Origin of the sequence: Acinetobacter sp. D009 (assembly GCF_038562025.1) — a bacterium.
GTDB classification, from domain to species: Bacteria; Pseudomonadota; Gammaproteobacteria; order Pseudomonadales; family Moraxellaceae; genus Acinetobacter; species Acinetobacter pittii.
In genome coordinates, this window is the sequence record NZ_CP151886.1 from 3611132 (window position 1) to 3634359 (window position 23228).

A 23228-nucleotide genomic window follows, 5' to 3' on the forward strand; every position below is an offset into this window, starting at 1 on the left:
ATGCGCAAAATCATTCATATCGATATGGATGCCTTCTATGCATCGGTCGAATTGCGAGAGCGTCCTGATCTAAAGCATCTTCCCGTCGTTATTTCTTCGCATCATCCGCGAGCTGTGATTGCTGCTGCCTCCTACCCTGCCCGTGAATTTGGTTTGCGTTCTGCCATGTCGATGAGTCAGGCAAGAAAACTATGTCCTCAAGTTGTCATTATTGAACCAAATTTTGAAAAATACCGTACGGTTTCTGCTCAAATTCACTCAATCTTTCAGCAATATACGCTACTTATTGAACCTTTATCTTTAGATGAAGCTTATTTAGATGTCACTGAAAACCTAAAACAGATTGCGAGTGCAACTGAAGTTGCCATGCATATTCGGGAAGATATTTTTAGATTAACCGGATTGACCGCATCAGCTGGTGTGGCACCAAATAAGTTTTTGGCAAAAATTGCTTCGGATTGGAACAAACCTAATGGCTTATGTGTAATCAAACCTTCGCAAGTTGCTACTTTTATTCAAGACCTTCCGCTTAAAAAGATTCCAGGCGTGGGTAAAGTCACTCAGGAAAAATTACAACAGCTTCAGCTACATACGTTAGGTGATTTACAGAAAATTGAAGAAGCTGTTTTGGTTCACCACTTCGGTAAATATGGACAACAACTCTATCTATATGCTCAGGGGATTGACCATAGACCTGTTCAAGCTGAAAGAGCTCGCCAACAAATTTCGAAAGAGACCACTTTTGACAGTGATTTTACTTTGGCTCAATGTCAGCCCTATTGGCAGGGATTAGCTGAAAAAGTCTGGCAAACATTAGAGAAAAAACAGCTCAATGCACGTGGTGTGAATATCAAACTTAAACTCAAGAATTTTCAGACTCTACAACATAGTAAAAGCTTTAAAAGACCGATCCAGTCGCTACAGGACCTAATCCAAGTTTTATTTTTATTGTTAAATGAAATGCAGATACCCGAACATTTCCAGTTTCGCCTGATTGGTATAGGCGTTTATCAATTACAGACCCAAGCTGATGACTTCCAGCTTAACCTCTGGTAATTGACTACTTTTCACTCAAAAGAGCAACTTTTAAACAAAATAGACTCCCTTTTACTAAAACTTTAGAGTAACCTAATCCACGCATATTCATTACCCATGTATTTGCAACATGCCAAAGCAACCTTTACTTTCGGCATATCGTCCTGTGATTGGCGTGACGACCAAATCCGAATATTGCAGGGCACAAATGTGCCCTTTATCTTATAAAGAATTATAAAAAATTAATATTACAGCATTTCTCTACCGTATCTTCCGTTAAACTAACTCAATAAAATTACAACATATTAATTAGTTAACCATGATGAGTCCTAAACAAATTTTATGTATTGAAGATGAAGCTGCGATTATTCTTCCTCTACGTTATGCGCTTGAACGTGAAGGCTGGAATGTCAGTTGGGCAAATACGGGGACTCAAGCATTACAATATCTTTCAGAACAAGCTTTTGATTTTATTATTTTAGATATCGGTTTACCTGATCTTAACGGCTTTGAAGTCTGCAAACAACTACGCCAAAAATCTCAAACACCTTTATTATTTCTTACGGCACGAGATGATGAAATTGATAGAGTTGTCGGTTTGGAAATTGGCGCAGATGATTATTGTACAAAGCCTTTTAGTGCAAGGGAAATTGTGGCTAGAATTAAAGCCATTTGGCGTAGAATGGAAGTACAAATACAAAGTAATTCAAGTCAAAATCCAATCTCTCAGGCTGCAATAATTGCTCCATGCTCGATATGGTCATGCAAACCACAATCTTTGCAAATTCAATATTATGGAAAATCATTACAACTGACACGTTATGAATATCGATTATTATTTTTGTTGATTCAACATCCTGAACAAGTCTTTAGCCGTCAGCAATTAATGGATCATATTTGGGAACATCCTGAGCATAGCTTAGAGCGCACAGTCGATACGCATATCAAAAGTTTAAGGCAAAAACTAAAACAAATTACCCCTGATAATGACCCTATTCGGACGCATCGAGGGTTCGGATACAGTCTAGTGAAGTTCGGTTAATCAATGTCCATCTTTATCCGCATTTGGTTTTTCTTTAGCTTAGTGGTGGTACTGAGCCTAAGCTTTATTGCTTATACATTAAACCAACAGGTCAAACCAAATGTCCGCCAAGTGGTCGAAGACACACTTGCTGAAAATGCCAATATTATTGCCCAACTGATTGCAGAAGATGTAGCACAAAAACAAGTTAGTACGCCCGAATTTGATCAAAAAATTCAAGCAGCATTATCTCGCCAACTGAATGCTACAATTTGGCAGCATAAAAAAGATGAAATTAATCAACAACTTTATATAACAGATCAGCACGGCATAGTAATCTACGACTCAGAAGATCAAGCCATTGGGCAAGATTATTCAAAATGGAATGATGTTTATTTAACCCTACAAGGTAAGTACGGTGCACGTTCTACTGCAACCACACCTTATGATCGAAACAGCAGTGTAATGTATATCGCTGCGCCGATTATCTACAAACACCAATTAATAGGTGTAGTCAGTATTGGTAAACCAAATCTATCCGTGCAACCGTATATCGCACGTGCCGAACGTCAACTGATTTATCAAGCGCTCTGGATCGCTGCACTCAGCTTATTACTTGCAAGCATGGTGGCATATTGGTTAAGACACAGTATTGATAAAGTACGTCGTTATGCTCAAGCACTAGCACCTGTCAATCAAGCTCCATTTTTTTATTCTGCAAAAGAGCTGAACCAAGTCACTCAAGCGCTCAGTGAAATGCGAGAGAAACTCGAAGATCGTGCTTATGTCGAAAATTATGTAAATACTCTAACTCATGAATTGAAAAGTCCACTCACGGCGATTCAAGCCAGCGCAGAACTATTACAAGATGATCTGCCCTTAGAAGATCAACAACAATTTGCTGCACATATTGTTGAGCAAAGTCATCGCTTACAATCTTTAATTGAACGTATGCTATTGCTCACACGTTTAGAGAAGAATCAGCATGTTTTAGAGTTTCAAAATATTGACTTATCAAAAGTGATTCGAGATTGTTTGATACAACAACACAGTGCTCTCCAAATTAAACATCTCCAATTAGAGCTGAATCTTCCTGAGCATTACATAATCTACGCTGATACATTTTGGCTTAAACAAGCCATCAATAATCTAGTAGATAATGCAAGAGACTTTTGTTCTGAGTATGGCCTTATCGCCATTCAACTCAGGAAAAATACTGTCACTGATGGCATTGAAATTCTGTTATTCAATGAAGGTGAAGCCATTCCTGAATATGCCTTAAATCGTGTCTTTGAAACCTATTTTTCATTACCACGTCCGCATAACCAGCAAAGAAGTACAGGTATCGGACTAAGTATCGTGCAGCAGATTATCCAACAGCATCAAGGTCATATCACTATTCAAAATATCCCTGAAAATTATTTGGATTTTTTAAAGCAACACAAATCGGGAGTATTGGTAAAAATTTTACTTCATCAAAACTTCACATAAGCTTCAACTGCAACTCATTTAAAACGCATATCAATTCGAGACACTGGTCATATCAGAATGACAATGGAATCCACCATGCGTAGAAACTCTATTAATCTTAAAATAGGAGCGGTTTTATTCCTAATTTTGATTTTTTATATTGGTCTCTTTTTTATTTCAAGCTTGGTAGATGAACGCCAAAGCTATCAACAACAAGTAATTCAAGACATTGCAAAAGAACAAATTCGCCCACAACAAGTGATCGCACCATATTTAAAAATCCCTTATCAAGTTCAAACCATATGTACCGATGAGCAAAAGAAAACTTACGCTTGTATCCAAACATTATTTGTCACCCTAGGGGCAGAATCAACGGACTGGAAAGCTCAGTTTAAAGTTTCTGATAACACTTACAAACGCAATATGTATAAAGCAATTAGCTATCAAAATCACATGTTAGGTAAAGGTGTATTTAAAGGCACAATGTTTGAATCACAACGCAACTATCTTTGGGATCAAGCTGAAATCATTTTTCCTATCCAAGATGCTCGCGGTCTAAATACCAAACCAATATTTAATATTGATGGAAAAAATTATAAATTTGACTTTTCTGCACAAAGCCAAGGTCAACATGGCTTTGATCTTCTTCATATTACCAGCAAACAATATCCTGAACTGATTCCAAAATTGCAAAAAGGTTTTAGCTTTAGTCTGCAATTTGATTTAGAAGGTTTAAGCGAATTTGCCTTTATTCCAACCAGTTACGAGATGACCTATCAAGCTAAAGGCAATTGGGGAGATGTCAAATACGATGGACAAAGTTTGCCTTTTAAGAAACTGAGCAAAAAACAATTCTTTGAAGCTGACTGGAAAAATATGGCTTTAGGTAAACGTAATTTAGATCGTCTCTCAACCTGTGCAAATAGTCAGTGTTTTTACCAAGCTGTAAATACTCAAAGCAATCTGATCAGTGATGTTGATGCTGCTTATACTGCTTCAAATACATCTTCAAATAACATTTCTGGTATTTCAACGCAGTTTTTAGAACCCGTTAATATTTATACTCAAACTGATCGTGCCATCAAATATGGCATTATGGTAATTATCATTACCTTTGGTTGCTTCTTCTTATTTGAAGTTTTGAAAAGTCTTAAAATTCATCCTGTTCAGTACGCTCTGGTGGCTATGGCACAAGGTGTATTCTTTGTTTTGCTTCTATCTATAAGTGAATATTATGCTTTTGGCCTAGCCTACCTCGTTGCGGCAGTTGCATGTATTGGCTTGATTACTTGGTATTTATACTTCGTCGTTCAAGGTTTTAAAGCCGCTATACTCTTCGGTGTTTTGCTCAGTGCGTTATACGGCATGATGTATCTATTACTACAATCCAGCGGCAAGACCTTCCTTTTTGGCTCTATTCTTTCGTTCATACTAATTGCATGTGTCATGTACATCACACGCCATGTTAATTGGTATCAGTCCGAACAATAGCGCATCTAAATCTATCAGACGAAGTTAAATTTTTATATTTAAATTAGGATCTTACCATGTATCAAACGACCAAATCAGCTTTAAGTCAACTCAAACAATTGTGTCCAAATCAAAGCTCCATTGCAGCTTGCTTGAATCAGCTTCGGCGCGCCAAAATCCAATTTTTAAATTTAGGTAATATTATTGTTTGCCCACAATACCGCTCTATTCTTATTTTCAAACAGCGTAAATTAATGGAAATAGAAACTTTTTCAGCCTAATTTAAAGAAATTTACACTGCATTAGAATTGTATCAAGTACAATCTTTTCTATCGTTTTTATATCAGGTAAAACTTATGTCTGTGCAGCGTTTACACGTTACTTCACGCTACTGCGAAGTTGCGATTTCAGGTAATTTGGTACACCTAGCTGGGCAACTCGCAGATGATACAAGCACAGATGTCACAGGGCAGACTCAACAAACTTTAGCTAATATTGACCGTCTATTGGCAGAAGCTGGAACAGATAAAACCCATATCCTTTCTGTCATGATTTTTTTAAAAGATATTGAAAAAGATTATGCAGCAATGAATGCGGTTTGGGATGCATGGATTAGCGAAGGGAACCCACCAGCACGTACATGTGTAGAATCAAAACTCTATGCACCAGATGTACTTGTAGAAATGACGGTTGTTGCGGTACTTCCATAATTTTTATAATTATAAATCCATGTAAAATTGAGCAATATTTTGGGTGATATTGCTCAATTTTTTAGTAATTTTAAAATTTTGAATTTCAGCATTTTATTAAGATATTCTTAAATGAGCTCTCAGATTAGTTGCGCTAATGTCGAATTTTTAAGGCTTAACAAAAGCATTTGACATTCTTTCTAGCTGGGGTGTCGCATGCAAAGTTGCTAACTCTGATTCAGGACTCAATAAATCTCTTCTTAGGTCATGATAATCAGGCACACTGCTATAATGAAGCACACGATAGCCAGCCAATTGTAATAGACGACGTTCATATTGTTGATGAGCTCGGCGCAACCCGTTTTCCCCTAGAACAACAACTACAACTACCTGATAATTTTGATCAAGCACAACAAAATCAGCTGACATATTTTGATATTTACGACGTGTATGCGCGTATTTTGTAGTTAAAAGTGCATCAAAAGATACATGCGCTAATACTGTAAATTTGGGCAAAACAGTTTGTAGTCTGGTTAAGGTCATTTGCTCATGGCTAGTTAACACTGCACGGCGCTTTAAAGCACTATCATGTTGATGCCTTCGTGACAGACTTTTCACTGCCATAACAACAACCAGAAATAATAATAAGATCGTGATTAAATAATACATGGGCCTAATCCTTTAAGTTTTTTATAATGATTTTGCTAGATCACACTTTGTTTTAATTGATAACGACACAGCCGTTTTTTAAAAGGTTCACTTAGTAATTTCACTTGTAGTTATCAAGCTTGGCTTAAATTTAGCCACCCTCACATTATTTATAATCATAGAATCAATAACAATCAAGTGCAGCTCGTCAGATTTTGGCTATTTATCATTATTCGTTACGTTTTTTGTACTTTAAATCCTCAAAAATCTCATTATACGATTTAAATAGAGCCATAAAAAACAAAACAGGCTCTATTTAAGAGCCTGTTTTATCATTATCCACGAACTTTAGATTTAGGTTTGCTTTTCCCATCAAACGGTCTTTTTTCTCCAGTTTCACGAGGAGGCAAACCATTATGTTGCGTTAGAACCTGTCCTTTTTGTGGACGCTTCTGATTCGAATGATTATTCGTTTGCTGATTATTTCGTTTAACCGAATCACCTGCTGTAGACGAATTTTTCTTACGAGCAGACTTATATTCCCCTTCTGTGCCTTTTGGCTGATAAGTCGGAATTAAATGCTGCTTCGAATTACCAATTAAATCTGCGCGACCCATCTCTTTTAAGGCTTCACGAAGTAATGGCCAGTTGTTTGGATCATGATAACGCAAGAATGCTTTATGCAGACGACGGCGTTTTTCACCTTTTACAATATCAACCTTTTCAGTATAGCGAGCTACTTTAGCAAGTGGGTTTTTCCCTGAATAATACATGGTTGTTGCAGTTGCCATTGGCGATGGATAGAAAGTCTGTACCTGATCGGCACGGAAACCATTCTTTTTCAACCAAATTGCAAGGTGCATCATGTCATAATCTGAAGTACCCGGATGCGCAGCAATAAAGTAAGGAATTAAATATTGCTCTTTTCCTGCTTCTTTACTGAAACGGTCAAACATTTGTTTGAAACGATCATACGTACCAATACCCGGTTTCATCATTTTAGATAACGGGCCTTGTTCAGTATGCTCTGGTGCAATTTTTAAATAACCGCCAACATGGTGCTGTACCAGCTCTTTGACATATTCAGGGTTGAGTACAGCAAGGTCATAGCGCAGACCTGACCCAATCAGAATCTTCTTCACACCTTTAATAGCGCGGGCTTTACGATAAAGCTGCACTAATGGCGCGTGATCGGTATGTAAGTTTTGACAAACACCTGGATATACACAAGAAGGTTTACGACAGTTCTTTTCAATTTCTGGGTCTTTACAGTGCAAACGGTACATGTTTGCCGTTGGACCACCTAAGTCTGAAATAATACCAGTGAAGTTTGGTGCCGTATCACGAATTTTTTCAATCTCACGTAAGATCGAATCTTCCGAACGGTTTTGAATAATACGCCCTTCATGTTCTGTAATTGAACAGAATGTACAACCACCAAAACAGCCACGCATAATGTTGACCGAGAATTTGATCATATCAAATGCAGGGAAACGCGCATCACCATAAGTAGGATGTGGCAAACGTGCATATGGAAGATCAAACACATAGTCCATTTCTTCTGTAGTTAGAGGAATTGGAGGTGGATTAATCCACACATCTCGTTCACCATGGCGTTGAACGAGTGCACGAGCATTACCGGGGTTGGTTTCAAGGTGCAAAATACGGTTTGCATGCGCATAAAGCACTTGATCATTTGCCACTTCTTCAAAAGAAGGCAAACGAATAACCGCCAACTCTCGTGGTGGTAATTTATGTTTAATTGCTTTTGACGGTGCCGGCTTTAATTGAACGATTTGAGTGTCATCATCGAGTTTGTCGCCTTCACGCACAATCGGATTTGCAACAATCTCTTTTTGGAAATTTTGATACTGAGCTAAAGAGTTACCCTTTTCTTTTTCAACCTCACAGCCATCAATATCTTCTGTCATGACATATGGGTTAATAATTGGATCAACACGCCCAACCGTATCTACATCATTACTCGCAACTTCAACAAACTTTGCTTTTGATGCTTTGTTATGTTTATTAATAATAAATGCCGTACCACGAACATCTGTAATCTCGTGGATTTTCTCACCTTTAGCCAAACGATGCATTACATCAATAATGGCACGCTCACCATTACCATACATCAGCAAATCAGCTTTTGAGTCCATCAAAATCGAACGACGGACTTTATCTGACCAATAATCGTAGTGTGCGATACGGCGTAAACTGCCTTCAATACCACCTAATAACACAGGTACATCAGGGAATGCTTCTCGACAACGTTGGCAATAAACTGTTGCTGCGCGGTCTGGACGTTTATTTGGTTCATTATTTGGAGAATATGCATCATCCGAACGGATTTTACGATCTGCCGTATAACGGTTAATCATCGAATCCATATTACCTGCGGTTACACCCCAAGCAATTGTTGGCTTACCTAAAACTCGGAAGCTTTCAACATTGGTCCAGTCTGGCTGCGCAATAATTCCGACACGGAAACCTTGTGCCTCAAGCACACGTCCAATCACACCTGATACAAATGATGGATGGTCAATATAAGCATCACCACAGACTAAAATAAAGTCACACGCATCCCAGCCGAGTTGATCCATTTCTTCTCGTGACATCGGCAAAAATGGTGCGGGTTCAAAACACGACGCCCAATATTTGTCGTAATCAAACAGCGCTTTGGGCGCAGTTTGCATGGTGTAGGCAGTAGACATGGCTTGCGAATCTCGGCTAGCAGATGAAGGAGAGACATCTAAAGATGAAAGCCGATCATTTTAACATGAATTTCATTCATTTTCCCTGTTTATAAAACATGCGAAAACAACAATATAGAAATTAATTTGATTAAAGTTTATTCAATATTTTATTCTTGTAATAAATACGGCGGACCAAAATCCGCCGCAGTTTTAATTTTTATTTATAAAGCTTAGAACAAAGCTTTTGGCAAACGAATTTGAATAATCTCGTTATCGTCAGCCAGTTTTGCGTTACGTCCTGTCGAACCAGGGAAGTTATTATCATTGAAAACCGTCAACGTTGTACCGTTTTCAATAATTACATCTTCAATGGTTTCAAATGGGAAAGCAAAAACCTGTCCCGTACCAATATCACCCTCTCTAGCTATGCCATACAACATATTCGGGTTAGCAATTTTAATTAAATCAATCAAATCTTCACGGCCGACTAGCTGGCCTGACTCATTTAATTTAATACGAATTAATTTTTTATAACCACCTAAATTATTCTGCGTGGCATCACGTTCAATAATAATACCCTCATTATTATTAAAGAGTTGGAAATCACCAATATTGGTAGCTTTACTGTCTAACTGGAACCAATAATATTTTCCTGTATACGCTTTTTTCTTAATATCGAATTGGGAAATCAGCAACTGTCTTTCTGTTTCCCGAATTGATTTAATTGGCTTTTCTATAAGAGGGTAAAGATACTGCCCATCTGGCGAAATCGCCATTCCTTCAAAACCGCCACTTTGTTGAACAAGAGGTTCCACAAAATTAATTTGTGCTTTATTAAATTGATTTTGTGGTGAACGTAATTCTTGAGTTGGATTTAATGGATTTGGTAAAGGAATAGGAGCGTCTAAAAGTACACCATCTGCTGAGAAATGGAGTAAATATGGACCAAATTCATCTCCAATCCAGTAAGTCCCATCACTAGTGCGTTGCATTGACTCTGGATCAAAATCAGCGCCCGTTAATAAACGCTCATGTGTATTACCATTGATGATATTAAATGGAATTAATTTATTCGGATCACGCAATTGGATAAAACTTTGTACAGTAACTTGACCGGTGCCTTTAGTTTTAGTTTTGAAATCAGGCTTTATTTTATAAATACGAAGTAAAAAGTCTGATGAATTATCTTGAGTGCCAAAACCGTTATCGGCCATTGCCATATAACTGCCATCTTCATTTTTTAATGCAGCAGAAAAGCCTTGTACAGGTTGACCTTTAAATGGAGGATAAATTCCATTTGCACCTTTCACATATGCGCCAGAGTCTGGACCAGCAGCATAAGTTTCTACAGGTAACTTAGCAAAAGAAATTAAGGTTGGTTCGGTAACATTTTCAGTAGGTGAAGTTTGTTCTTGGTCGTTATCATCATTACATGCCGCCAATCCTAAACTGGCACAGCATAATAATGCCGCTAATGTTTTTTTGCTCATGGTTTTATACAGTTGGTAAAAAATTAAGCAAATTTAATCAAGCTTATATGAAGTTTTTACTTCAAAAAGATGAAATCTTTATGGCGAAAATATGACAAACCCAACTGTGCAATACAAACACAAACTAAATAACTTCATCAAAACGAATTAAAGTTTCGTTGGCTGATATTCTCCAGCAATTGCTGCTTTTAAAAATTTTTGGAAAGTTGGACATTCCATATGATTTTCGGCAGGACATACAGCAGCATGTTCTAATCCTTGGCTGATAAAATGCAATTGTTTTGCCATTTGCTCCAACTGTTCAGCTTTATCTTTTAATTTTTGCCGATCAAGTTCAGGCTTACCATCTTGTCCAAACATTGCAGCAATCTCATTTAAAGAAAAACCCGCAGCACGACCTAAAGAGATTAATGCCAATTGATCAATGACCTGCTTGCCATATTGTCGACGTAAGCCTTGCCGCCCAATCGACTTAATTAGCCCCTTCTCTTCATAAAAGCGTAGCGTTGCAGTTGTGACTTTTGCCTTTTTAGCAACTTCACCGATATCCATAATAGCCTCTTGACTTCAAGTGAACTTGAACTTGCACAATAAATTTATCACGTTTCATACGTATAAAAGCAAGGTGTAAAAATGAATACCTCTACGTTGTTCTTTCAAGCTTTATGTCTTGGTATTGGTGCAACCGTCGTTATGGATATATGGCTATTAATATTAAAGATGTTCAAAATTCCGACCTTAAATTTTGCCTTCCTCGGCCGCTGGGTTGGTTGGATATTTCAAGGGAAACTCATCCATCAATCTATTGCAAAAAGCCCACAAATTAAGGGTGAATATTTATTGGGTTGGATTGCTCACTATAGTGTTGGGATTATCTTTGCATTGAGTTTTCTTTTCATTATTGGTTCAACTTGGCTTAGCCAACCTCATTTTTATTCAGCACTAATGTTTGGTGTAGTCACCGTCCTCATTCCATTTTTTATTATGCAACCTGCGATGGGTAGTGGCTTTGCTTCATCAAAAACACCCCATCCTTTTTTGAACTGTCTAAAAAGTTTAATGAACCATAGTGTTTTTGGTTGTGGCTTATATCTCACTGCAAAACTATTTCAAATTTAAATAAAAAGGAGACTGCTCATGAAGACTGTTGCCATCATTTACCATAGCCGCCAAGGTCATACGCAATTTATTGCTCAGCAAATTCAAACTGGTATTTTGAGCCATAAAAATATGAAAGCAGATTTACTCAATACTGAAGATATTATCAACAGCCCAGAAATTCTCATCCAATATGACGGCTTAATTTGGGGCTCCCCCACTTATTTAGGTGGTGTATCTTCCAAGTTAAAACAACTCATGGATGCAACTGGTCCATTATGGAAAAAACAAAGTTTTAAAGGAAAATTAGCGGCTGGATTTACCGTTTCATCTCTACCTGCTGGTGATAAACAATCCACACTAATTTCAATTTTTACCTTTTGTATGCAACATGGCATGTTATGGGTAGGTAACCCAATTCTACCAGAACAACATCAAGGTGTTGCCTATACACAAGCAGCTAACCGACTCGGCTCATGGTCAGGTTTAATGGCTCAGGCTGAACATGGCAGTAATGCCGATGGGTTTGAGGAAGGAGATATTAAAACTGCTCAACAATTTGGAGAAAATTTTGCATTAACCTTAAGTGCTTATCAAGGAATATAAGACCATGAAAGCACAGAAACTTTTATTCCTCTTAATTTTATCAGGAATGATGTCTTTTATAGTTTCAGGTATTTCAACTTTCAAGGCTGTAGGGCTAAATCATCACTTCGTTTCATTATGGTTATCGGCTTGGATCATTGCATGGATATTAGCTTTCCCAAGTGTATTGATTTGTGCTCCTATAGCCCAGAAATTAGTCGACATCATATCTAAGAAAGTTGAAAAAAAACGACTGTAAGTTAAAACGTACAGAACTTGCGGTGATTTGCGGATATTCAGCTTTAGTATTTTTTCATAGTATATAAACCATAGAGAGACAGGATGTCTCATTGAAGAAGAATAAGAACGCAGGAAGCGGTAGTTGACAGGAGTTAGCTACATAAAGCTGAATACGAAGAAACCTCGACAGGATGTCGGGGTTTTTTCATTTCAATTATACAAAATTCTTACTTTATAGATGTGCTGAGCAACAGAACTTATATTGATCCGATAAGTACGGCTGAATACCATCATTTCATTTGAAATTTGATTATTGGTTTTGTATTTTGCTTACCTCATCTTTAGCTCAAGATCATTTTGAACCATCAGAATTACACCGCCTTAGCCTCAAATTTTTTATTATTGCATTGATGACAATAATGACAGGGTGTACAAGCTTAGGACCTAACAGTGGCTCATTTTCTTGGCGCTCCAATAAACTCTCGTCTGGCTTACAAAAAGCTTATTCTGTTCCAGCGAGTACAGCCAATCGGCTATCTCCAATGATTATTCAAAGTGCTGACCAATATAATGTCCCCCCTCTTTTACTCGCAGCAGTCATCAGGCAAGAGTCTAGTTACAATAGTAATGCTCGCTCTCCTACTGGTGCTGTCGGTTTAACTCAAATTATTCCGAGTTATTGGCAACAAACTTGTGCTGGGAATTTGTATGATGAAACTACTAATATCCAATGTGGGGCTTATATCTTAAATCACTATTATCAGTCAGCTGATAGTTGGTTCAAAGCAACAGCTTATTATAATGTGGGACCGACTGGATATGAGCGAAGCTTCTGGACACGACACAAAGCAAAAAAATATGCTCGATCTGTGAAACGTCATCAGAAAACTTTAAAAAGTGCATTATAAATTCAGATCAAATAAAAAAGCCCATCTATTAATGGGCTTTTTTACATAGTTAATTTTATTCGTCAAATAAACCTTCAAATAAAACAGAAGATAAATAACGTTCTCCGCTATCAGGAAGAATAACAACTATTGTTTTACCAGCATTTTCACGACGTTCTGCAATTTTAGCTGCAGCAGCCAAGGCAGCTCCACTTGAGATACCTACCAAAATACCTTCTTGAGTTGCACAGTTTCTCGCCCATTGAATTGCTTCTTCACTACTCACTGGTAAGACTTCATCAACCAAATCTAAATCAAGATTTTTTGGAATAAAGTTTGCACCAATCCCCTGAATTTTATGAGGTGCAGGCGTAATACTTTCACCATTTTTAGTTTGAGTAATAATTGGAGACTCAGCAGGTTCAACTGCTACTGAGTACAATGGCTTATTTTGAACCTGTTCAAAATAACGAGAAATACCCGTTATCGTACCTCCAGTACCTACGCCAGCAACTAAAATATCAACCTGACCACCTGTTGCTTGCCAAATTTCTGGGCCAGTTGTGTCCACATGAATTTGTGGATTGGCTGGGTTTTCGAATTGTTGAGGTAAAAAATAAACATCTGGATGCTCAGTTGCTAATCGTACCGCTTCATCAACCGCACCTTTCATCCCTTTCGCCGGTTCGGTTAGAACTAAATTAGCACCTAAAGCTTTTAATACTTTTCTACGTTCAAGACTCATGCTGGCTGGCATAGTCAAAGTAATTGCATAACCCTTCGCTGCCGCAACAAAAGCCAATGCAATCCCTGTATTACCACTAGTTGGTTCAACAATATGCATACCTTCTTTCAACACACCTCTTTTTTCTGCATCTGCAATAAGTGCAGCCCCAATACGGCATTTCACAGAAAAGGCAGGATTACGACTTTCTACTTTCGCTAATACAGTTGCACCAGTTTTAATTAAACGGTTGATACGAACTAAAGGAGTATTACCAATAGCTTCTGCATTATTTGAATAAACTGCGATACCTAAATTATTGGTTGTTGGGAATTGTTGATCGCTAGACATGTTATATCCTTATTAAATTTGGAATGCTTCTGCATCATTATAGACCTGTCAAATAAACAGAAAAGTAGTAAACATAAAGTATAGAAAAATTTATACTTATTAAGTTAATTAAGTATAAATAATTATTTTTTATCTACATAAAAGTATCTGTAATTAATTATTTGATATAACTAGAATTTTTATATTTTAATGTACCATTTTCCAATATTAATGTAGATTTCGTTACGCTATTACTTGTAACTACTTCTTTATAATTTCCTCTTTCTAACAAAAACTTAGTTTCACTTTCTAACACTACTTCTGCTGACTGCTTATTTTCAGATATATAAAGAGACTTGATCTTAGCATTATGGAGAATTTTGGAAGCATTCATAAAAGTTATAATTACTCCCTCTTTATAACCCTCCTTAGTAAGAGAAGTACCATCCTTCTTTGCACCCGAAAAATCTTCTGACAACAACTCCATAAAATTCATTATTTCCTTGTTTTGAACTGACTGTTTTTCTTTTTCTAAAAGATTTAAAACCAATTGTTCATCGATATATTCAGCTGGATAACTATTCAAAGCTAAACAAGCAAATAAAAAGGCTATTATTCTCATAAAATACCTAAATTCAAATTACAAAAAGAAATTAAGATATTATTTCTTCATATTTTGCTTATTTTTTCATCTTTTAGATTAAAATACTATATAGGATCAGCATGCTTATTTAGATTTTTAATTTATTTTTCCCCTAATAAAAAAACACCCCCATTCATTAGAATGGGGGTGTTTAGAATAATGAGCTGGCGATGACTTACTCTCACATGGGTAACCCCACACTACCATCAGCGCTAAGAGGTTTCACTTCTGAGTTCGGGAAGGGATCAGGTGGTTCACTCTTGCTATGGTCGCCAGCACAACTGGTATGGATACTTGCTTCGTTTTATTCACTGTGTGATACGTTGCGTTTTCCAAATCTTTACAGATGGGCTGATTGGTCTGATTTTTCGTTGTTCATTTTAGCTAAGTGTTTAACTAAATCAAGTTGCTTTGCATGTTTATGAATCGATTGATGCTTCATATACAACTGCTTGGGTGTTGTATAGTCAAGCCTCACGAGCAATTAGTATTGGTCAGCTTCACATATCACTATGCTTCCACATCCAACCTATCAACGTCCTAGTCTCGAACGGCTCTTTAGAGGAATAAATTCCTAGGGAAATCTTATCTTGAGGTAGGCTTCCCGCTTAGATGCTTTCAGCGGTTATCCCTTCCGAACATAGCTACCCGGCGATGCGACTGGCGTCACAACCGGTACACCAGAGGTTCGTCCACTCTGGTCCTCTCGTACTAGGAGCAGATCCTCTCAAATTTCCGCCCACGGTAGATAGGGACCGAACTGTCTCACGACGTTCTAAACAAAACCCGCGCGTACCTCTTTAAATGGCGAACAGCCATACCCTTGGGACCTGCTTCAGCCCCAGGATGAGATGAGCCGACATCGAGGTGCCAAACACCGCCGTCGATATGAACTCTTGGGCGGTATCAGCCTGTTATCCCCAGAGTACCTTTTATCCGTTGAGCGATGGCCCTTCCATACAGAACCACCGGATCACTAAGACCTACTTTCGTACCTGCTCGACTTGTGGGTCTCGCAGTTAAGCGCGCTTTTGCCTTTATACTCTACGCGTGATTTCCGACCACGCTGAGCGCACCTTCGTACTCCTCCGTTACTCTTTAGGAGGAGACCGCCCCAGTCAAACTACCCACCAGACACGGTCCTCGTCCCGGATAACGGGACAGAGTTAGAACCTCAACATTACCAGGGTGGTATTTCAAGGACGGCTCCATTGGAACTAGCGTTCCAACTTCAAAGCCTCCCACCTATCCTACACAAGTAAGGTCAAAGTTCAGTGTCAAGCTGCAGTAAAGGTTCACGGGGTCTTTCCGTCTAGCCGCGGGTACACTGCATCTTCACAGCGATTTCGATTTCACTGAGCCTCTCTTGGAGACAGCGCCGCCATCATTATGCCATTCGTGCAGGTCGGAACTTACCCGACAAGGAATTTCGCTACCTTAGGACCGTTATAGTTACGGCCGCCGTTTACTGGGGCTTCGATCAAGAGCTTCGCTTACGCTAACCCCATCAATTAACCTTCCAAAGACCGGGCAGGCATCACACCCTATACGTCCACTTTCGTGTTTGCAGAGTGCTATGTTTTTAATAAACAGTTGCAGCGGCCTGGTTTCTGCGGCTGTCGTCAGCTCAGGAAGCAAGTTCCATCACCAACAACAGCGTACCTTCTCCCGAAGTTACGGTACCATTTTGCCTAGTTCCTTCAGCAGAGTTCTCTCAAGCGCCTTGGTCTACTCGACCTGACCACCTGTGTCGGTTTCGGGTACGATTCCTGTGTAACTGAAGCTTAGAGACTTTTCCTGGAAGCATGGTATCAGCCACTTCACTGTACAAGTACAGCTTGCTATCGGATCTCAGTATAGAGTACCCCGGATTTGCCTAAGATACATACCTACATCCTTCCACCTGGACAACCAACGCCAGGCTGACTTAACCTTCTCCGTCCTCTCATCGCATTACACAGAAGTATTGGAATATTAACCAATTTCCCATCGACTACGCCTTTCGGCCTCGCCTTAGGGGTCGACTCACCCGACCCCGATTAACGTTGGACTGGAACCCTTGGTCTTTCGGCGAACGGGTTTTTCACCCGTTTTGTCGTTACTCACGTCAGCATTCGCACTTCTGATACCTCCAAAGATACTTCTCAATACACCTTCATCGGCTTACAGAACGCTCCCCTACCACTTGACTAATGTCAAATCCGCAGCTTCGGCACATAGTTTTAGCCCCGTTACATCTTCCGCGCAGGCCGACTCGACTAGTGAGCTATTACGCTTTCTTTAAAGGGTGGCTGCTTCTAAGCCAACCTCCTAGCTGTCTATGCCTTCCCACATCGTTTCCCACTTAACTATGATTTTGGGGCCTTAGGCGGCGGTCTGGATTGTTTTCCTCTTGACTACGGACGTTAGCACCCGCAGTCTGTCTCCCGGATAGTACTCATAGGTATTCGGAGTTTGCATCGGTTTGGTAAGTCGGGATGACCCCCTAGCCGAAACAGTGCTCTACCCCCTATGGTATTCGTCCGAGGCGCTACCTAAATAGCTTTCGGGGAGAACCAGACTATCACCAGGCTTGATTAGCCTTTCACCCCTATCCACAAGTCATCCCCTGGCTTTTCAACGACAGTGGGTTCGGTCCTCCAGTTAGTGTTACCCAACCTTCAACCTGCTCATGGATAGATCGCCTGGTTTCGGGTCTATACCCGGAACTAAACGCCCTATTAAGACTCGATTTCTCTACGGCTCCCCTATACGGTTAACCTCGCTACTGAATATAAGTCGCTGACCCATTATACAAAAGGTACGCAGTCACACCACGAAGGTGCTCCCACTGCTTGTATGCATGCGGTTTCAGGATCTATTTCACTCCCCTCACAGGGGTTCTTTTCGCCTTTCCCTCACGGTACTGGTTCACTATCGGTCAGTCAGGAGTATTTAGCCTTGGAGGATGGTCCCCCCATATTCAGACAAGGTTTCACGTGCCTCGCCCTACTCGTCATCATTATGTGTGCCCTTTCGTGTACGGGAATATCACCCTCTACGTTCGCACTTCCCAGAGCGTTCCACTAAAACACACATAACTTAATGGGCTGATCCCCGTTCGCTCGCCGCTACTGAGGGAATCTCAATTGATTTCTTTTCCTAAGGGTACTGAGATGTTTCACTTCCCCTCGTTCGCCTTGCAACACTATGTATTCATGTTGCAATACCTACCTTAAAGTAGGTGGGTTCCCCCATTCAGAAATCTCCGGATCAAAGGATATTTGCCGCCTCCCCGGAGCTTTTCGCAGGCTATCACGTCTTTCATCGCCTCTGACTGCCAAGGCATCCACCACATGCACTTAATTACTTGACTATACAACCCCAAACAGTCGTCAACACCTACAAGTGAGTGTTGTCCGTGCGATTCTTCATCGCTACTATCTGTTGTCTGTGTACTTAAACACTGTACAGCTTCAATCTAAATTCATATACCAAAACGCTTGATTCAGTTAATTTGCTAGTTCTCAATTCATCTAGATTAATTGCTTAATCTAAACTCTTGAGTGAACAATTTATTTCAGACTCAATTTTGCCAATCTGTTAATGAATAAACACGCCTTCGTCAGGTCATGCTTAATACCGTGATACTTAAATCACAGAAGTTAATAAACCAAGACCGAAATCTCTATTTACTAATTTCTGTAATCCGAACTTCTCTTAAGTTCTGGTGGAGACTAGGAGAGTCGAACTCCTGACCTCCTGCGTGCAAAGCAGGCGCTCTACCAACTAAGCTAAGTCCCCACTTACATCATCAGTCATGTATCTTTTATCTATAACTTCAACCAGTCAAAGTCATGGTGGGTCTGACAAGACTTGAACTTGTGACCCCACGCTTATCAAGCGTGTGCTCTAACCAACTGAGCTACAGACCCTCAGATACATCTATGAAGAACAACTTGTTGTGGATTCTTACCAATCGTCAATCTTTCGTTAAGGAGGTGATCCGACCGCAGGTTCCCCTACGGCTACCTTGTTACGACTTCACCCCAGTCATCGGCCACACCGTGGTAACCGCCCTCTTTGCAGTTAGGCTAGCTACTTCTGGTGCAACAAACTCCCATGGTGTGACGGGCGGTGTGTACAAGGCCCGGGAACGTATTCACCGCGGCATTCTGATCCGCGATTACTAGCGATTCCGACTTCATGGAGTCGAGTTGCAGACTCCAATCCGGACTACGATCGGCTTTTTGAGATTAGCATCCTATCGCTAGGTAGCAACCCTTTGTACCGACCATTGTAGCACGTGTGTAGCCCTGGCCGTAAGGGCCATGATGACTTGACGTCGTCCCCGCCTTCCTCCAGTTTGTCACTGGCAGTATCCTTAAAGTTCCCGACATTACTCGGCGGCAAATAAGGAAAAGGGTTGCGCTCGTTGCGGGACTTAACCCAACATCTCACGACACGAGCTGACGACAGCCATGCAGCACCTGTATGTAAGTTCCCGAAGGCACCAATCCATCTCTGGAAAGTTCTTACTATGTCAAGGCCAGGTAAGGTTCTTCGCGTTGCATCGAATTAAACCACATGCTCCACCGCTTGTGCGGGCCCCCGTCAATTCATTTGAGTTTTAGTCTTGCGACCGTACTCCCCAGGCGGTCTACTTATCGCGTTAGCTGCGCCACTAAAGCCTCAAAGGCCCCAACGGCTAGTAGACATCGTTTACGGCATGGACTACCAGGGTATCTAATCCTGTTTGCTCCCCATGCTTTCGCACCTCAGCGTCAGTGTTAGGCCAGATGGCTGCCTTCGCCATCGGTATTCCTCCAGATCTCTACGCATTTCACCGCTACACCTGGAATTCTACCATCCTCTCCCACACTCTAGCTAACCAGTATCGAATGCAATTCCCAAGTTAAGCTCGGGGATTTCACATTTGACTTAATTAGCCGCCTACGCGCGCTTTACGCCCAGTAAATCCGATTAACGCTTGCACCCTCTGTATTACCGCGGCTGCTTGGCACAGAGTTAGCCGGTGCTTATTCTGCGAGTAACGTCCACTATCTCTAGGTATTAACTAAAGTAGCCTCCTCCTCGCTTAAAGTGCTTTACAACCATAAGGCCTTCTTCACACACGCGGCATGGGCGGATCAGGCTTGCGCCCATTGTCCAATATTCCCCACTGCTGCCTCCCGTAGGAGTCTGGGCCGTGTCTCAGTCCCAGTGTGGCGGATCATCCTCTCAGACCCGCTACAGATCGTCGCCTTGGTAGGCCTTTACCCCACCAACTAGCTAATCCGACTTAGGCTCATCTATTAGCGCAAGGTCCGAAGATCCCCTGCTTTCTCCCGTAGGACGTATGCGGTATTAGCATTCCTTTCGAAATGTTGTCCCCCACTAATAGGCAGATTCCTAAGCATTACTCACCCGTCCGCCGCTAAGATCAGTAGCAAGCTACCTCTCTCCGCTCGACTTGCATGTGTTAAGCCTGCCGCCGCTGTTCAATCTGAGCCATGATCAAACTCTTCAGTTAAAATCATTTTGTACCTTATTTAAAGACAAGGTACCAATTCTGGCTCATCAATTACTGACTTAAATTTCGCTCAAATAAACTTCGAGTAATTTAAACCAATCAATCAATGAAAATTATTTCGATTAATCAACCAGTAAAAATCCACACAAGTTGTTCTTCAATTCTCTTAATGATCTTCTTCCTGGTTCGTCACCAGCAAGCTAGGTCGGCTATATTACTCTTAATCTCTTAAAAGTCAACAGGTAATTTCGATATTTTTAAAACTCATTCTCAAAACCAACTTACCATCAAATTCATCACTTAAAGCAATCAACTTAATCACAAGTAACTGTTTTTCAACAAGTTTCTATCTGCATCACCGCCGATGGATGTGCATTATAGACCATTACATTCCCTTTGCAAGCGAAAATTAAAAATTAATGACTTGAGCGTTCACTTTTAAACCACAATACGAATTAAGTTATTGTTTTATATTGATAATTATTTTAATTTTTTATTTTTGGCTTAAATAAGCCAGTATCATGCTCGATAATTCGCATTTAAGTTGTTGTTCTGAGATGAGAAAATTGTTCTGACTCACATAACGCATCATCGTAAAAAGCGTACTATTAATAATTACAAAGGATTTATGCTTCACCTGTTCGAAGTCCCATTGATGAGGATTTCTACTGAATGTATATAGCCCTACTTCAAAAAAATGCTTTTCTAAAATCTGAGCAGCTTGCGAATGACTATAGTCATGCCAATGTTTCAACACTTCTATAAAAAATCCATGATCGGCTTTTAATGCATTAAATCCTAACTCTATCGCCAAAGGGATGAGCACGTCTAAAGGAATATTTCCTTGTCGCACAACTAATTCTTTAAGTTGTCGCCCCAGCAATTCGCTTTTACGGCGCAATAGTTCTTCTATGATTTGATCTTTATTTTCAAAGTATTGGTAAATCGACCCAACACTTACTCCAGATTTCTCTGCAATTTTAGGCGTCGTCGTATGTAGTAATCCATACTGGGCGATACACTGCTGTGTCGCCTCTAAAATATGGTCAACAATAATTTTTGAACGCTGTTGCTGTGGGGCTTTTCTCATCGTTTTTTATTCGTTAAATGTGAATTGAATGCGAATAATTATTCATATTAGCCTATTTATTATTCAGTTCAACAAGTAAGTAACGATATGCAAATGATTAGCCCGACTCGACTTGCTTCTTTTAATGACATGCAAGACAGTAATTTCTTTACTCAGTTTTTAAATATCTGTTGTGAAAAACCTGTACAACCAAACTATAAAGAATATGTGTTTTTACAACGTGCTCTTTGTGAAGGGGACGTTGAAATGGATAAGGTGATTGATTGGGTTATGCAAAATCCCAAAGATCACCGCATGATTTTTGAGAAGATATTATTTCAAGGCCGCGATACTCTATCTGAGCGTATACCTACTGAGTTAGAAAATTTCTTTAATTACATTGAGCAAAAGCCTGAATGGTTAGATCAGCGTCAAATTGATGAGGCTGTTAAATTTACTCATCGTTTAGGAATAAATAATGGTTTTATTCTTAGAGATTTATCCTTAATGGCGGGATATTTATATCCAGGATTTAATCAGCCGCTAATTTTAACGGGTGCATTAAAGAAACAGGCAGGTACTCGTTTAGCTGAAACCACTAAATGGTGGGTTGATATTACTGAAGCTCAAGGACTTGAGCGTCTAAGCGCAGGTTTTACATCAACGATTTATGTTCGCTTTATTCATGCACTCGTTCGCCGACAATTAAAAAAGTCTGATCGTTGGAATAGTGAGGTTTGGGGAATTCCACTTAATCAATTTGATTTAGCAATGACTAATTTGGCTTTTAGCAGTGTAGTTTTACTCGGTATTAGAGCTTTAGGTGTATGGCCGACCAAACAAGAAGCCAAGAGTTTTCTACATTTTTGGCGTTATGTTGGCTGGTTGATGGGTATTGATGAAAAATGGCTTATTCAATCTGAATCTGAGGGTTGGAGGTTACTTTACTGGATGCAGTTTGCTCACCCTCGCTCCGATCACAGCAGTGTTGAGTTAGGATCAAGCTTATCCAAAGAGCCTTTTGAGAGAAAATATCTGCATTTACGCTCTCTGCAGCAGAAGCTTGCTTATCGACAACATTTAGAACTTACCCAATTTTTTATTGGCAAGAAGAGAATGAAACTACTCGGATTGCCTCAGCAGTCTGCCTCATGGTTTGCTTATTATCTAATTGTGCGTAATTCACTACTTTATAATGGTGCAAAGCTTTCACCAAAAGTTGAAAAGTTTTTATCTAAATCAGGCCGTAATATACAAAAACTTGGCTTAACGCTTTATCAGAATCAAGGTAAGGCAAAAACCTTAGCGAGTATGCATCAATAACTTTTAAAACTTAAAAACAAAAATGGAAGCCCGTTAATTAGACTTCCATTTTCAAATATTAAGGAACTTATTGAGCTGATGAACTGTGCATTTCAGCGTGATTCATTTGCTCGTGTGACTCCGTCATCTGCTTCTTTTTTTGACTTGGCATGTAGTCAGGCTCATTATTGATGGCCAAGTAAAAAATAATCATAAACAATACACTCAAGATAGAAGCCACAATAAGTAACTTCCATCCCCACCAAGACTGTTCAGGTGATAATTTATCAGTCATTTCATTTCTCTCTTTAAATTAATA

The 23228-nt window shown here is 39.7% G+C and carries 19 protein-coding genes, 2 tRNA genes, 3 rRNA genes and 1 pseudogene; 11 read left to right on the forward strand and 14 right to left on the reverse strand.

The features are described 5' to 3' along the window. A complete protein-coding gene (gene dinB, locus AAC388_RS17220; RefSeq protein WP_002121640.1) occupies positions 1–1056 on the forward strand; it encodes a DNA polymerase IV in 1056 nt (351 codons plus the stop codon). Between the two features lie 4 nt (positions 1057–1060). Here the strand turns inward: dinB and AAC388_RS17225 are convergent, their stop codons facing one another. Then, positions 1061–1177, reverse strand: a complete 117-nt coding sequence (locus AAC388_RS17225; RefSeq protein ID WP_080759734.1) for a hypothetical protein — start codon at positions 1175–1177, stop codon at positions 1061–1063. Positions 1178–1354: 177 nt separating this feature from the next. On the opposite strand from AAC388_RS17225, the gene creB reads away from it, so the two are divergent. From creB to AAC388_RS17250, 5 genes are all read left to right on the forward strand, one after another. Continuing rightward, positions 1355–2077, forward strand: coding sequence for a two-component system response regulator CreB (gene creB / locus AAC388_RS17230; protein WP_206243354.1), 723 nt, complete (start codon positions 1355–1357; stop codon positions 2075–2077). Positions 2078–2080: 3 nt separating this feature from the next. Continuing rightward, positions 2081–3547, forward strand: coding sequence for a two-component system sensor histidine kinase CreC (gene creC / locus AAC388_RS17235; protein WP_342370975.1), 1467 nt, complete (start codon positions 2081–2083; stop codon positions 3545–3547). Between the two features lie 75 nt (positions 3548–3622). Further along, the gene (creD, locus tag AAC388_RS17240) at positions 3623–5017 is read left to right on the forward strand and encodes a cell envelope integrity protein CreD (RefSeq protein WP_342370976.1); all 1395 of its coding nucleotides are present in this window, start codon (positions 3623–3625) and stop codon (positions 5015–5017) included. A gap of 56 nt (positions 5018–5073) precedes the next feature. Further along, a complete protein-coding gene (locus AAC388_RS17245) occupies positions 5074–5277 on the forward strand; it encodes a hypothetical protein (RefSeq protein ID WP_342370977.1) in 204 nt (67 codons plus the stop codon). Between the two features lie 75 nt (positions 5278–5352). Then, positions 5353–5706: a RidA family protein gene (locus AAC388_RS17250; RefSeq protein WP_342370978.1), complete on the forward strand. Its 354-nt coding sequence runs from the start codon at positions 5353–5355 to the stop codon at positions 5704–5706. Between the two features lie 147 nt (positions 5707–5853). Here AAC388_RS17250 and AAC388_RS17255 read toward each other — a convergent pair whose 3' ends face one another. The 4 genes from AAC388_RS17255 to AAC388_RS17270 all read right to left on the reverse strand — a co-directional run bounded on the left by AAC388_RS17255 (position 5854) and on the right by AAC388_RS17270 (position 11071). Then, a complete protein-coding gene (locus AAC388_RS17255) occupies positions 5854–6354 on the reverse strand; it encodes a DUF2726 domain-containing protein (RefSeq protein WP_017385843.1) in 501 nt (166 codons plus the stop codon). 314 nt (positions 6355–6668) lie between these two features. After that, positions 6669–9047 carry a YgiQ family radical SAM protein gene (locus tag AAC388_RS17260; protein WP_033851277.1) on the reverse strand — a complete coding sequence of 793 codons (2379 nt, stop codon included), beginning with the start codon at positions 9045–9047 and terminating at the stop codon, positions 6669–6671. 212 nt (positions 9048–9259) lie between these two features. Further along, on the reverse strand, positions 9260–10519 hold the full coding sequence (locus AAC388_RS17265; RefSeq protein WP_342370979.1) for an esterase-like activity of phytase family protein: 1260 nt from the start codon (positions 10517–10519) through the stop codon (positions 9260–9262). A gap of 147 nt (positions 10520–10666) precedes the next feature. After that, a complete protein-coding gene (locus AAC388_RS17270; protein ID WP_342370980.1) occupies positions 10667–11071 on the reverse strand; it encodes a helix-turn-helix domain-containing protein in 405 nt (134 codons plus the stop codon). A gap of 81 nt (positions 11072–11152) precedes the next feature. Here AAC388_RS17270 and AAC388_RS17275 point away from each other — a divergent pair, with 81 nt between their 5' ends. The 4 genes from AAC388_RS17275 to AAC388_RS17290 all read left to right on the forward strand — a co-directional run bounded on the left by AAC388_RS17275 (position 11153) and on the right by AAC388_RS17290 (position 13350). Next, on the forward strand, positions 11153–11638 hold the full coding sequence (locus AAC388_RS17275) for a DUF2938 domain-containing protein (RefSeq protein WP_342370981.1): 486 nt from the start codon (positions 11153–11155) through the stop codon (positions 11636–11638). An 18-nt stretch (positions 11639–11656) separates the two neighbouring features. Beyond that, positions 11657–12223: a flavodoxin family protein gene (locus tag AAC388_RS17280; RefSeq protein ID WP_199114195.1), complete on the forward strand. Its 567-nt coding sequence runs from the start codon at positions 11657–11659 to the stop codon at positions 12221–12223. 4 nt (positions 12224–12227) lie between these two features. Next, entirely contained in the window at positions 12228–12461 is a 234-nt protein-coding gene (locus AAC388_RS17285) for a DUF2798 domain-containing protein (RefSeq protein WP_005065652.1), read from the forward strand. A 280-nt stretch (positions 12462–12741) separates the two neighbouring features. Further along, positions 12742–13350 carry a transglycosylase SLT domain-containing protein gene (locus tag AAC388_RS17290; protein WP_014208138.1) on the forward strand — a complete coding sequence of 203 codons (609 nt, stop codon included), beginning with the start codon at positions 12742–12744 and terminating at the stop codon, positions 13348–13350. Positions 13351–13405: 55 nt separating this feature from the next. Here the strand turns inward: AAC388_RS17290 and cysK are convergent, their stop codons facing one another. The 8 genes and pseudogenes from cysK to AAC388_RS17330 form a co-directional block, all read right to left on the reverse strand. Beyond that, entirely contained in the window at positions 13406–14404 is a 999-nt protein-coding gene (gene cysK, locus AAC388_RS17295; RefSeq protein WP_342370982.1) for a cysteine synthase A, read from the reverse strand. Positions 14405–14561: 157 nt separating this feature from the next. After that, positions 14562–15005, reverse strand: a complete 444-nt coding sequence (locus tag AAC388_RS17300; RefSeq protein WP_342370983.1) for a nuclear transport factor 2 family protein — start codon at positions 15003–15005, stop codon at positions 14562–14564. Between the two features lie 183 nt (positions 15006–15188). Then, a 5S ribosomal RNA gene (gene rrf / locus AAC388_RS17305) occupies positions 15189–15303 on the reverse strand. Between the two features lie 186 nt (positions 15304–15489). After that, positions 15490–18381 (reverse strand): 23S ribosomal RNA (locus AAC388_RS17310). A 352-nt stretch (positions 18382–18733) separates the two neighbouring features. Beyond that, a tRNA-Ala gene (locus AAC388_RS17315) sits at positions 18734–18809 on the reverse strand. 54 nt (positions 18810–18863) lie between these two features. Then, positions 18864–18940: transfer RNA gene (locus AAC388_RS17320), tRNA-Ile, on the reverse strand. Between the two features lie 59 nt (positions 18941–18999). Then, positions 19000–20538, reverse strand: a 16S ribosomal RNA gene (locus tag AAC388_RS17325). Together the 16S, 23S and 5S rRNA genes with 2 tRNA genes alongside form the textbook arrangement of a ribosomal RNA operon. 519 nt (positions 20539–21057) lie before the next feature. Then, positions 21058–21628 (reverse strand): annotated as a pseudogene (locus AAC388_RS17330) (TetR/AcrR family transcriptional regulator). 87 nt (positions 21629–21715) lie between these two features. Between AAC388_RS17330 and AAC388_RS17335 the strand changes: the two are divergent. Then, positions 21716–22930 carry an oxygenase MpaB family protein gene (locus AAC388_RS17335; protein ID WP_320539507.1) on the forward strand — a complete coding sequence of 405 codons (1215 nt, stop codon included), beginning with the start codon at positions 21716–21718 and terminating at the stop codon, positions 22928–22930. A 67-nt stretch (positions 22931–22997) separates the two neighbouring features. On the opposite strand, the gene AAC388_RS17340 is transcribed toward AAC388_RS17335, so the two are convergent. Beyond that, a complete protein-coding gene (locus tag AAC388_RS17340) occupies positions 22998–23204 on the reverse strand; it encodes a hypothetical protein (protein WP_039766350.1) in 207 nt (68 codons plus the stop codon). Positions 23205–23228: the final 24 nt, after the last annotated feature.